The following is a 12,081-nucleotide window of genomic DNA, read 5'->3' on the forward strand; positions in this document are numbered from 1 at the left end:
TCGGCGCGCTGGACGCCATCTTGGGCTGTGTCGGCGCCGGCATGGGGGTGACAGTCATGCCGCGCTCGGTCGTGGAGCGCGATCCCTGGCGCGAGCTGCTGGTCGCCCGCCCGCTGCCCGATGCGCTGGCCCGTATGCCGACACAGTTCGTCCGCCGGGCCGACGCCATCGAGACCGCCGGCCAGCGCGCCTTCCTGGAGGCGTTTTCCCAGGACGCCCGTTCGGGCGCCGCCCTGAAAGCAGCCGCCGCGGGTGCGACAGGGTCGCCCACATCACGCGCAGGGTTGAACGGCTCGTCGGCGGCGTGCTAGGCAGGCGCGGGTTGGCCATCCGGCCCAGTGCCATGCGCGTGCCCGAATCCTGGGAAACGGCTCCAGTCAACGGCTCCATCGGCCCGATGGGCGCTGGCGGGACCACGGACGCACAGGCGGCAGCGGCGGCCGGAACAGCGGAGAAGAGATCATGCCTTACGTCGTCACCGACGGCTGCATCAAGTGCAAGTACACCGACTGCGTCGAAGTCTGCCCCGTGGATTGCTTCTACGAGGGTGAGAACATGCTGGTGATCCACCCGGACGAGTGCATCGACTGCGGCGTGTGCGAGCCGGAATGCCCGGCCGAGGCGATCGTCCCCGACACCGACGACCGCGCGACCAAGTGGCTGGAGCTGAACCGCGACTATTCCGGCCAGTGGCCGAACATCACCCGCAAGAAGGACGCGCCGGCCGATGCCGACGAGTTCAAGGGTGTCGACGGCAAGTTCGAGAAGTTCTTCTCGCCCAAGGCGGGCGGCTGAGAGCGGACAGGCCGGGACCGGACCGGAGGGTGTGGCCCGATTTTTTTCGAGTCGGGCCGCATCAACCGATTGCGTCCGCCCATGTTGCTATGCAAAATCGACGGGGCGGCCATGGCCGGGCGATGGACGAATTCCGCCCGGTCGATTGCGCGTTCCCTTTGTAACTCGGGCGTAACATCGCTATACTGCGCGCCCGGAGCCGGCCTTCGCGCCATTGCCGGTTTTCCCGTCGTTCCAGGACTCGTGGCTTTTGTGATCGTCGTGGATGGGTCCCATCCCCACGGCGCCATAACTGTCCGGGGTCCTTTTTCGTCCCTTCCACCGGGGCGGCAAAATGGCGTGATCGCGAGAAGTGAGAGCCAATCCAAATGTCGAACAAGCTTGACTTCGAAGCCGGTGACTTCGTCGTTTATCCGGCTCATGGCGTCGGTCGGGTCGAGGGTATCGAGACCCACAGCATTGCCGGACTCGAGGTTCAACTCTACGCGATCACGTTCGAGAAAGAGCGCATGACGCTCAAGGTTCCGGTCACCAAGGCCCGCAACGCCGGCCTGCGCCGCCTGTCCTCCAAGGACCGCATCAAGGTCGCGCTGGAGACCCTGCAGGGCCGTTCGCGCGTCCGCCGCACCATGTGGAGCCGCCGCGCCCAGGAGTATGAGGCCAAGATCAACTCCGGCGATCCGGTGTCCATCGCCGAAGTGGTGCGCGACCTGTACCGCGGTGCCGACCAGTCCGACCAGTCCTACAGCGAGCGCCAGATCTATCAGGCCGCCCTGGAGCGTCTGGCCCGCGAACTGGCCGCTGTCGAGAAGATCGACGAGACCAAGGCGACGGAGCGTCTGGAATCGGTGCTGTCCAAGGCCGCCTGATCCCAGGCTCCTCATAGACGTCCGTGACACGACCGGGCGCGCGGCTGCTACGTCACGCCGCGCGCCCGTCTCGTTTTTCACCTTTGTTTCCAGGGCATGACACGCCTAAACTCCGGCCGCCTTCCGGCGGACAGCGTCGGAACGGGTTCGCGAACGACGCCGAAGGGGATCGAGTTTGGGTCTGCCGCCGCGCCTTGGTCTTCCCAACCGCCAGACCAACCGACTGGCTGGAGCGATTGTCGGCGCGGTCGAGGACGGCAGCCGTTTTGCCTCGCTCGGGCGGCCACGCCGCGTCTGGGCCATCGGCGCCATCCATGCGCAGCCCGACCGGCTGGACCTGATCCATCGTGCCATCGGCCAGCGTTTCCGCCCCGGCGACCGTCTCGTCTATCTCGGCAACATGATCGGCTTCGGCGAGCAGGTGGTGGAGACCATCGACCGGCTGCTGGCCTTCCGCATCGCCCTGCTGGCGTTGCCGGGCATGATCGCCTCCGACATCGTCTATCTGCGCGGTCAGCAGGAGGAGATGTGGCAGAAGTTGCTGCAACTCCACTTCGCCCCCGATCCCCGTACCGTGCTGGACTGGATGCTGCGCCAAGGCGTTGCGCCGACGCTGGCTGCCTATGGCGGCAACCTGGATTCCGGGATGGCGGCGGCACGCGGCGGCGCCGTTATGCTGGGCCGCTGGACACGCGAGTTGCGGCAGGCGGTGGCCGCGCAGCCGGGGCATGAGCAACTGTTCAATGCGCTGCGCCGCGCCGCCTATACCGGCGGTCCGGCTGGGGGCGGTCCGGCTGGGGGCGGCCCGACCGGGACGGACGGGACCGCGAATGACGCCGCGCAGCACGGCACCCCGCTTGGAGAGGGCTGGACCGGCAGCAGCCGCGGCGGCGGAAGCCTGCTGCTGGTCAATTCCGGCATCGATCCCCGCCGTCCGCTGACCGGCCAGGGCGATGCCTACTGGTGGGGCAGCACCGGCTTCGCCCGGCTGGAGCAGCCCTATGGCGGCTTCAACCGTCTGGTGCGCGGCTACGACCCGGCCTGGACGCCGGAAAGCCCCGGTGTGGACGTCGGACCGGTGACGGTGACACTCGATGGCGGCTGTGGCCGCGGCGGCCATCTCGTCTGTGCCTGCTTCGATTCTTTCGGCGAGATGCTGGACCTTTTCCAGGCGTGACCCATCCTTACGTCCAGCTTGCCTCATCCCTTCCCCCGGAAACGCTGGCAGTTCCCCGTCCGACACCCGCCCGGCAGGCCACAAACAGCCTGCTGAAAAAATTCCTCCGCCCCTTGTGATCCGGTCCCCCTACACCTGCGTATGATTCCGCAACAGGGCGCGCTCATGCTTGTTGTTTAACCCGACGGCATCGACCGGGGGCAGGCGGCAAAGCGGCGAAGACCCGATAGTGCGGGGATATGCGAAGGAACACGATGCCGCCCAGACGGGAAGGAAGGGACGGATGGCATACATCGACGATCCGGAGACTCAGCGTGCGAATCTGAGCTTCATCAAGGCATCCATGCGCGAACCGCTTCTGTCGCGCGACCATGAATTCGACCTCGCCCGCAAATGGCGTGAGGGCAACGACGAACGCGCCCTGCATCAACTGGTCCGGGCCTACACCCGTCTCGTGGTGGCCACCGCGTCGCGCTTCCGCAATTACGGCCTGCCGATGGGCGATCTCGTCCAGGAGGGCAATGTCGGCCTGATGCAGGCGGCCAGCCGCTTCGAGCCCGACCGCGAGGTGCGCTTCTCCACCTACGCCGCGTGGTGGATCCGCTCGGCCATGCAGGACTACATCCTGCGCAACTGGTCTATCGTGCGAACCGGCACCACCGCGGCGCAGAAATCCCTGTTCTTCAACCTGCGCCGCCTGCGTGCCAAGATCGACAGCGCCACGCAGAACGGCAGCGGCGCCCCCCTGACCAAGGAAGGCCGCGAGTGGATCGCCGGCGAGCTTCAGGTCGAGGTATCGGAAGTCGAGGCGATGGAGATGCGGCTGTCCGGCTCCGACCAGTCGCTGAACACGCCGGTGGCCGATGGCTCCGACGATGACTGGCAGGATTTCCTGGCCGACCAGCGTCCCTCGCCCGAGGACGTGGTGATCGGCATGCGCGACGCCAACACGCGGTCGCAGTGGCTGGCAGAGGCACTGGGCGAACTGAGCCCACGCGAACGCACCATCATCCGCGAACGCCGCCTGCGCGAAGAAGGTGCCACGCTGGAGGAACTCGGCCGTGAGTTGGGCGTCAGCAAGGAGCGCGTGCGCCAGTTGGAGCATCGGGCATTGCTGAAACTGCGGCAGTCGATGCTGAAGCGGGTCGAAGATTCCGACGACCTGCTGGCGGAGGCGTGAGAGAGCGCCCTCTTCCCTGAAGGAAGAGGGCGCTTTTTACAGCATCAATGCCGGAAGTGCCGCATTCCGGTCAGCACCATCGCCAGACCCTTCTCGTCCGCCGCCGCGATCACGTCGTTGTCGCGGATCGAGCCGCCGGGCTGGATCACCGCGGTCACACCCGCTTCCGCCGCGGCCAGCAGGCCGTCCGCAAAGGGGAAGAAGGCGTCGGACGCAACCACCGAACCCTTGGTCAGCGCCTCCAGCAGGCCGGCGGCCTTGGCGGCTTCGGCCGACTTGATGGCGGCGATGCGGGCGCTGTCGACGCGGCTCATCTGGCCGGCGCCGACGCCCACGGTGGCGCCGTTCTTGGCGTATACGATGGCGTTCGACTTGACGTGCTTGGCGACACGGAAGGCGAACAGCAGGTCGGCCAGTTCCTGTTCGGTCGGCGCGCGCTTGGTGACGACCTTCAGCTCGGCCGGGTTGATGCGGCCGCTGTCGCGGTTCTGCAGCAGGAAGCCGCCCGACAGCTGCTTGATCATCATGCCCGGCTCGGCCGGGTTCGGCACGTCCTTGGTCAGCAGCACCCGCAGGTTCTTCTTGGTCGCCAGCAGCGCGCGGGCGGCCTCGTCGGCGTCGGGGGCGATGACAACCTCGGCGAACAGCTTGGAGATTTCCTCCGCCGTCTCGGCGTCCAGGCTGCGGTTGACGGCGATGATGCCGCCGAAGGCGCTGACCGGATCGCACAGCAGGGCCGACTTGTAGGCCTCCAGCAGGTTGGCGCCTTGCGCCACGCCGCAGGGGTTGGCGTGCTTGATGATGGCGACGGCCGGCTGCTCGAACTCCGCCACCAGCTCGAAGGCGGCGTCGGTGTCGTTCAGGTTGTTGTAGGACAGCTCCTTGCCCTGCAACTGCACGGCGGTAGCGACGCCCGGACGCTTCTCGCCGGTGACGTAGAAGGCCGCCTGCTGGTGCGGGTTCTCGCCATAGCGCAGGGTCTGGGCCAGCGAACCCGACAGGGTGGTGCGCGGCGGGAAGGTCTCGCCCAGCTGGCCGGCCAGCCAGGTGGAGATGGCCGCGTCGTAGGCGGCGGTGCGGGCATAGGCGCGCTGGGCCAGCTTGCGGCGCAGGGCCAGCGTGACGCAGCCGTCATGGGTCGCCAGTTCGTCCAGCACCGCCTCATAGTCGGACGGCTCGGTGACGATGGCGACGAAATCGTGGTTCTTGGCGGCGGCGCGGATCATCGCCGGCCCGCCGATGTCGATGTTCTCGACGCAGTCGTCATAGGCCCCGCCCTTGGCGACCGTCGCCTCGAACGGATAGAGGTTGACCACCACCAGATCGATGCCGGGGATGTCGTGCTGCGCCATCGCGTCGGCATGGATGTCGCGGCGGGCCAGGATGCCGCCATGGACGCGCGGGTGCAGCGTCTTGACGCGGCCGTCCATGATCTCCGGGAAGCCGGTGTGGTCGGAGACCTCCTTGACCGGCACGCCGGCCTCGGCCAGACGCTGGGCCGATCCGCCGGTCGACAGGATCTCGACGCCGCGGGCGGCGAGCGCCTTGCCCAGCTCGACCAGACCGGCCTTGTCGGACACGGAAATCAGGGCGCGGGCGATGCGGACCTTGTCGGGGGCGGGAGCGTGGTTGGCTTTGGGCGGGCTCATGGCGTCATCCTGATCGCTGCGGGTGTTGGGTCGAGGCCGCAGGCAACCGGGGAGACCCGGACAAGCACGGAAGAAGAAAAGCACGGACGGCCACGGAAATGCCGCTCAGCTGTGCTTATCCACGTCCGCCCGCCCGTCTGCGCAGTGCCCTGCACACTGCCGACCCGGACGGAGATGGATAAGCACGGCGAGACGAGTCCCGTGGTCGTCCGTGCCCCAAATCCCGTGTTCATCCGTGTTTCCACGCCCGCTCCCGAAGGAAATAGGCCCGGCCACCGCGGATGGGCGCGATTTACGCCGCCTTGCGCTCGCGGCGCAAGGCCCATTTCACCGTCAGACCCTCGGGTCCGCATTGTCCCTGCATCATGATCTGCCGGGTGCGGCGTGGTTCCTCTCCGCTGCCGAGATAGACGCTCTCCGCCACCTCCAGCACGGCGCCGGTCACCCGCATGCGCCAGGCATTGCCACTGGGCAGGCGCAGAAGCACCTGGTCGTTGCTGCCGTTTCCCTGCGCCTGGACCGGCACCACCTCGACATTGGGATGCAGGTGGAAGCGGATGGCGTAGGGCTGCGGCTGGGGCGTGGCGCCGATCACCGGCTCCAGCGTGTCCTCGCCACGCAGATCCTCGCCATTGTCAGCCAGATAGACCCGGCGGCGGTGCAGCAGGCCGAAGCCCTTGCTGTAGCCGTTGTGGGTGGCGACCACCAGCATGGCGCCGTCGGACTCCTGCCGTTCGCAGCTGACATGCGTCGGCCGGCGCCCCAGCCCGCCCTTCTCCAGCACTTCCGACGAGTTGGTATCGGCAACCACCATGGTCGAATGGGCGGCTGTTCCGGCCAGCGCCGCACGCCAGCGACCGCGTTGGGACGGGTGGCTGCCGCAATTGACGATCAGCCGTTCCTTGTTGACGGAGACCTCCATCGACAGGGTTCCGGCATGGGCGCTGCGGTCCAGCCCAACCGGCGGCGGTGCGCCGGTGTCGAGCAGCACCAAGGTGCGCCCGGCGAGCAGACGCTCGAATCCGGTGTGCGGCGCGCTCTTCAGCGGACGGCCGCGCGCGTCTGCCTGGGCGAGCACCGTGTCGATCAGCGCCGGCTCCTCCTCCCGCCCGCCGTTGAACAGGGCGAGCCCGCCATCGACATGGCGGAAGAAGCGGAGCGCCGGCGTCATGCGGTCGATGGCATGCTGGAGGTTTTCCGGCACCTCCTCCTTGGCGACGCGCAGAACGGCGCGCATGTCGATCAGGTCGCGCAGCACCCGCATCTGGATCGACGGGTTGCGCTCCACATGGCCGCCATCGGGCAGGATCTGGCGCGGCAGCTCCTTGTCGAGCAGGCGCAACGCCTCGCGCGCCGCCTTGTCCTGGTCGGGCAGACAATAGCCGCCATAGAGCAGCCCCTTGATCGCACCGATCAGCCGCTCGCCGTCCAGCTTGGCCGGTGCCACCCGCAGCAGGTGGCGCAGCTGGCGGGCCAGGCTCTCGAACACGCGGGCGCGGAACTCATCGTCGGCCGACGCGCAGTAGAAGTCATGCAGACCGATCCAGCTGGCCAGCCGCACGCCCAGAACGTCGGGCGCCCAGCTTTGCCCATGCCAGCCGCCATTCTGGTCCAGCCACGACCAAACCAGCACCCGCGCCCGGCGCCGGGCGGTATCGCCGCCCACCGCGCGCAGGTCGCGCAGCCACTCGAAGCCATGGGCGGCGCGCAGCCATCCGGTGCTGGCGCCCTGGGGACGCCAGTTGGGCACGCCGTTGGGATCGACCATGATCGGCTGACCGGCGAACGCCATCCGCCCGGCCAGCATGGCGTTGCCGGTGTCGGCATCGCCCGGCCAGGGATCGGGCGGGATCACCGCCAGCGCCCCCGGCGCCTTGCCGCCCAGCATCAGGGCATAGAGGGGGTTCCCATAGGCGAGGCGTGCCATGCCGCTGCGAAACCGTCCGTTCCCGTCGCCCATCTGCGCCGACTCCTTCAGGACCGCGAGCGGCGTCGACAGCCGGCGGAGGGTGATGATGCGGTGCGGGAGAACGCGGACGGAAGCATGGGTCGTGTCGTATCAATTCGCTGCCCGCACCGCAAGACGGGGCTGGGATTTATCCCGCGGTGCGGACCGGCAATCCAAATTCCACTGGACCTCAGCCTGGGCGCCGGCGCAGGCGCGCCACGAAGAAGCCGTCGATCCCACCGAGATCGGCCAGCATGCCCGGAAGGCTGCGCACCTCCCCCGCCTCGTTGATCGGCTCCGAGAGTCCGCCGAGTTCGTCGGCGGTCACAGGCCAACGCTCCACCCGCTTGTCCTGTTCCAACAGGCGGGCGACCTGCGCCTCCCCTTCCTCCGGTTGGATCGAGCAGGTGCAGTAGATCAGCGTGCCGCCCGGCTTCACCAGCTCGACCGAGCGGGCGAGCAGCCGCGACTGGGCGCGGGCCAGCTTGGCGATGTCGTCCGGCGTCTTGACCCGCAGGATGTCGGGATGGCGCCGGATCGCCCCGGTCGCCGAACAGGGGGCGTCGAGCAGCACGGCATCGGCCGGCGCCTCCGGCTCCCAGGTCGCGGCGTCGGCGGCCAGCACATCGGCCTCCAGCTTGAGACGCTTCAGGTTCTCCGTCACCCGTTCCAGCCGGCGGGCCGAGCGGTCGATGGCGGTGACCTGCGCCCCCTGCACCACCAGCTGAGCCGTCTTGCCGCCGGGGGCGGCACACAGGTCGAACACCCGCTTGCCCCTCAGATCGCCGAACAGCTTGGCCGGCAGCGAGGCGGCGAGATCCTGCACCCACCACTCCCCGTCCTCGAAGCCCGGAAGCTCGACCACCGACCCGCCGGGCGGACGGCGCAGCGACCCGGTCGGCAGCAGGGTGGCGCCCAGCCGCTCGGCCCAGGCTTCCGGATCGGACTTCACCGTGATGTCCAGCGGCGCCTCGTGCAGGTGCGCCTCGACGATGCCGCGGGTGCGGGCGGTGCCGTAGGCGGAGCGCCAGGACAGCCACAGCCAGTCCGGCGTGTTCAGCCGGCCGGCATCCTGCCGCGCCGCCATCTCCGCCCCTTCGCGCCCGATCCGGCGCAGCACGGCGTTGATCAGACCCTTGTAGGGGGCGGCGTTGCGGGCCGCCGCCAGCTCCACCGCGGTGTCGACCGCGGCATGGGCGGCGGTGTTCAGGAACACCAGCTGCGCCGCTCCCAGCCGCAGCATGTCGTGGATCGCCGCCTTGGGCAGGCCCGGCTTGGCGAGGCTGGCCTGGATCATCTCGTCGATCTGGCCCAGGCGGCGCAGGACGGTGGCGACCAGCAGGCGGACGAAGCCGCGGTCGCGCGGCTGCAGCGACGCCAGTTCGGGATGCGCGTCGAAGGCATCGTCGAAGGGAACGGACTTGCGCAGCACGTCACGCAGCAAGTCGAGCGCAACGCCGCGGGCGGCGAGGGAAGTGTCGGTCATGACCATGGATCTAGCGCGCCGGACGGCCAGTGTCGATACGGGATGGCCAGCGATCTCAAAAGCCCGTTTCCAGGCTGTGGAAGCGGAAAAATGAGGGCTGGAAAAGCGAAGGGCCGGTGCGTTGCCGCCCGGCCCTTGGATCTTCGCTTCTCTGCCGGAGAACTGGAGCGGGCGAAGGGATTCGAACCCTCGACCCCAACCTTGGCAAGGTTGTGCTCTACCCCTGAGCTACGCCCGCGCTCCCGTCGTCCGGGAGCCGCTTTTTACGGAAACGCGGCCTCGGCCGCAAGAGGAAAATTCACCCTCCCCTCACTTTTTTCGCGACGCCCTCGCTGCCCTCATTGCGCTGCGACACCGGATGCCGTGCGTCCCGTCTTGTGTCCAGGCGGCGGGGCGTTATGGTACGCGGCCATACGGCAACGGATGGAGACTGCGGCATGGCCGGCACCATCACCCTGACCCGCGATGGCGTCGTCGCGACCCTGACCCTGTCCAACCAGGACAAGCTGAACGCCTTCGACAAGCCGATGTGGCACGCGCTGATCGGCCATCTGAAGGCGCTGGAAGCCGATGAGAAAACCCGCGTCGTCGTGATGCGCGGCGGCCCCGGCGCCAACGGCTCCCGCAGCTTCTCCCCAGGCGCCGACATCTCGGAGTTCGAGAGCGAGCGCAACAGCCCGGAACAGGGCGCCAGCTACGGCGACCTGATGGACGAGGGGCTGGACGGCCTGCGCGCCTTGCGCCACCCGGTGCTTGCCGCCATCGACGGCCCCTGCTGCGGCATCGGTCTTGCGGTGGCTCTGGCCTGCGACCTGCGGGTCTGTTCGGGCAGCAGCCGCTTCGGCGTGCCGGTCAGCCGGCTCGGCATCTCCATGGGCCCGACGGAGCTGAAACTGGTGGCCGACGTCGCCGGCGGCCCGGCGGCGCTGGAGATCCTGCTGGAGGGCCGCGTCTTCGGCGCCGCGGAAGCCAAGGACAAGAGGCTCGTCCACCGCGTCGTCGCCGACGAGGGCTTCGAGGCGGAGATCGCCGCCACGGTTCAACGCATCGCCGCCGGAGCGCCGCTGGCCGCGACCCTGCACAAGCGCTATGTCCGCCGCCTGTCCGATCCGGCGCCGCTGACCGAAGATGAGATCGCCGAATGCTACCGCTGCTTCGGCACCGAGGACTTCCGCGAGGGCTACCGCGCCTTCCTGGAAAAGCGGAAGCCGGTGTTCACCGGGCACTGACATGGTAAGGCTCGTACAACCAACCCGAACGAGCCCATAAGGAACCCGGCCGCGATGACGATCCGTCCCACCATCCGCCCTTTGCCGCAGAAGACCATCGGCGTGCTCGGCGGCATGAGCAACCAGGCCACCGGCGAATATTACCGCCTTCTCAATGAGGGGTTGAATGCCCGGCTGGGCGGCTGGGACAACGGCGAGATCGTCATCGTCAGCGTGAATTTCGGCAACATCGAGCATTTCGTCCGCACCGGCGACTGGAACGGTGCCGAGCGCTATCTGGCGGACAAGGTCGACGCGCTGGAGCGGGCGGGTGCCGATCTGGTCATCTGCGTCTCCAACACCATGCACCGGGTGGTCGAGCCGATCATGGCCGGCCGCAGAACCCCCTTCATCCACATCGCCGATCCGACCGGCGAGGCGATCGTCAAGGCGGGGCTGAACCGGGTCGGTCTGCTCGGCACCGCGGCGACCATGCGCTCCGAGCTGCTGGCGGACCGGTTCCGCGACCGTTTCGGCATCGAGCTGCTGGTGCCCGGCGAGGCCGACCAGACCATCGTCGACCGCATCATTTTCGACGAGCTGGTCCGCCGAGACCTGCGCCCCGACTCGAAGGCCGCCTACCTGCGCATCGTCGAGGATCTGCGCCGCCGCGGTGCCGGCGGCGTGATCCTGGGCTGCACCGAGATCTTCCTGCTGATCGACCAGCCCGACCTGCCGGATTTCCCGGTGTTCGACACCACGCGGCTGCACACGCAGGCGGCGGTGGACTTCGTCTCCGCGGGCGGGTGACGGTCTCCGATCGCGCTTACGCATGGCAGGGCTTTCGCCTGTGCGATGGTCAATGCGAGGGAAAGCCTCACATTCGTAGGGTTCCGCTCCCTGCCTGACGGTCCGTCATGTCGCGCGTCACCCCGCTGATCATCGCCTGCGCCCTGTTCATGGAGAACCTCGACTCGACGGTGATCGCCACCGCCCTGCCGGGGATCGCGCAGTCGATGGGCGAGGATCCGCTGCGGCTCAGTCTGGCGATGACCTCCTACATGCTGGCGCTGGCGGTGTTCCTGCCGGTCAGCGGCTGGGCGGCGGACCGTTATGGCGCCCGCACCGTCTTCGCCAGCGCCATCGGCGTCTTCATGGCCGGGTCCATCGCCTGCGGCCTGTCGAACGGGCTGGCGGAGCTGGTCGCCGCCCGTATCCTCCAGGGCATGGGCGGGGCGATGATGGTGCCGGTCGGCCGGCTGATCCTGCTGCGCACCGTGCCCAAGGACCAGCTGGTGACGGCGATGGCGCGGATGACCCTGCCGGCGCTGATCGGCCCGGCGCTGGGCCCGCTGGTCGGCGGCGCCATCACCACCTATGCCTCCTGGCGCTGGATCTTCTTCGTCAATGTGCCGATCGCCCTGGTAGGCATCGCCCTGGTGCTGGCGCTGATCCCCAACCTGAAGGAGGAGCAGCGCGACCCCTTCGATGTCCGCGGCTTTCTGTGGAGTTCCATCGCGCTGGCCGCCTTCATGTTCGGCTTCGAGAATGTCGGGCGCGACCTGCTGCCCGCCACCGCGGTGGCGATCCTGCTGGCGGTGGCGCTGCTGGCGACCGTCGCTTACCTGCGCCATGCCCGGCGGGTGCCGCGGCCGGTGCTGGATCCCTCCCTGTTTCAATTGCAGACCTACCGGGCGTCGGTCCTGGGCGGCACCCTGTTCCGCATCGGCATCGGCGCGGTGCCTTTCCTGATGCCGGTGATGCTGCCA

At 68.4% G+C, this 12,081-nt stretch carries 11 protein-coding genes and 1 tRNA gene; 8 read left to right on the top strand and 4 right to left on the bottom strand.

Translation table 11 applies throughout. From position 1 onward, the window contains the following. The 5 genes from I71_RS07925 to I71_RS07945 all read left to right on the top strand — a co-directional run. A partial coding sequence (locus tag I71_RS07925; protein ID WP_042693588.1) for a LysR substrate-binding domain-containing protein occupies positions 1-311 on the top strand: 311 nt, incomplete at its 5' end. Positions 312-462: 151 nt separating this feature from the next. Next, complete coding sequence (gene fdxA / locus I71_RS07930) at positions 463-795, top strand: ferredoxin FdxA (protein ID WP_042693590.1); 333 nt, start codon at positions 463-465, stop codon at positions 793-795. 368 nt (positions 796-1,163) lie between these two features. After that, on the top strand, positions 1,164-1,664 hold the full coding sequence (locus I71_RS07935; RefSeq protein ID WP_014248912.1) for a CarD family transcriptional regulator: 501 nt from the start codon (positions 1,164-1,166) through the stop codon (positions 1,662-1,664). Between the two features lie 175 nt (positions 1,665-1,839). Beyond that, positions 1,840-2,841 (top strand): hypothetical protein, encoded by a 1,002-nt coding sequence (locus I71_RS07940; RefSeq protein WP_049975981.1) that lies wholly within the window; start codon positions 1,840-1,842, stop codon positions 2,839-2,841. A gap of 283 nt (positions 2,842-3,124) precedes the next feature. Further along, positions 3,125-4,021 (top strand): RNA polymerase factor sigma-32, encoded by an 897-nt coding sequence (locus tag I71_RS07945; protein ID WP_042693592.1) that lies wholly within the window; start codon positions 3,125-3,127, stop codon positions 4,019-4,021. Between the two features lie 44 nt (positions 4,022-4,065). On the opposite strand, the gene purH is transcribed toward I71_RS07945, so the two are convergent. The 4 genes from purH to I71_RS07965 all read right to left on the bottom strand — a co-directional run bounded on the left by purH (position 4,066) and on the right by I71_RS07965 (position 9,342). Then, positions 4,066-5,670 (bottom strand): bifunctional phosphoribosylaminoimidazolecarboxamide formyltransferase/IMP cyclohydrolase, encoded by a 1,605-nt coding sequence (gene purH, locus I71_RS07950; RefSeq protein WP_042693595.1) that lies wholly within the window; start codon positions 5,668-5,670, stop codon positions 4,066-4,068. 292 nt (positions 5,671-5,962) lie between these two features. After that, positions 5,963-7,630 (bottom strand): heparinase II/III family protein, encoded by a 1,668-nt coding sequence (locus I71_RS07955; protein ID WP_042693597.1) that lies wholly within the window; start codon positions 7,628-7,630, stop codon positions 5,963-5,965. A gap of 178 nt (positions 7,631-7,808) precedes the next feature. Further along, the gene (locus I71_RS07960; RefSeq protein ID WP_042693606.1) at positions 7,809-9,104 is read right to left on the bottom strand and encodes an RsmB/NOP family class I SAM-dependent RNA methyltransferase; all 1,296 of its coding nucleotides are present in this window, start codon (positions 9,102-9,104) and stop codon (positions 7,809-7,811) included. A 163-nt stretch (positions 9,105-9,267) separates the two neighbouring features. Beyond that, positions 9,268-9,342: transfer RNA gene (locus tag I71_RS07965), tRNA-Gly, on the bottom strand. A 199-nt stretch (positions 9,343-9,541) separates the two neighbouring features. Here I71_RS07965 and I71_RS07970 point away from each other — a divergent pair. From I71_RS07970 to I71_RS07980, 3 genes are all read left to right on the top strand, one after another. Beyond that, entirely contained in the window at positions 9,542-10,333 is a 792-nt protein-coding gene (locus I71_RS07970; protein WP_042693599.1) for an enoyl-CoA hydratase/isomerase family protein, read from the top strand. Positions 10,334-10,387: 54 nt separating this feature from the next. After that, positions 10,388-11,122: an aspartate/glutamate racemase family protein gene (locus tag I71_RS07975; RefSeq protein WP_042693600.1), complete on the top strand. Its 735-nt coding sequence runs from the start codon at positions 10,388-10,390 to the stop codon at positions 11,120-11,122. Positions 11,123-11,229: 107 nt separating this feature from the next. After that, on the top strand, positions 11,230-12,081 hold an 852-nt coding region (locus tag I71_RS07980), incomplete at its 3' end, for an MFS transporter (RefSeq protein ID WP_042693602.1).

This window comes from Azospirillum sp. B506 (genome assembly GCF_000333595.1).
In the GTDB taxonomy this organism is placed as follows: Bacteria; Pseudomonadota; Alphaproteobacteria; order Azospirillales; family Azospirillaceae; genus Azospirillum.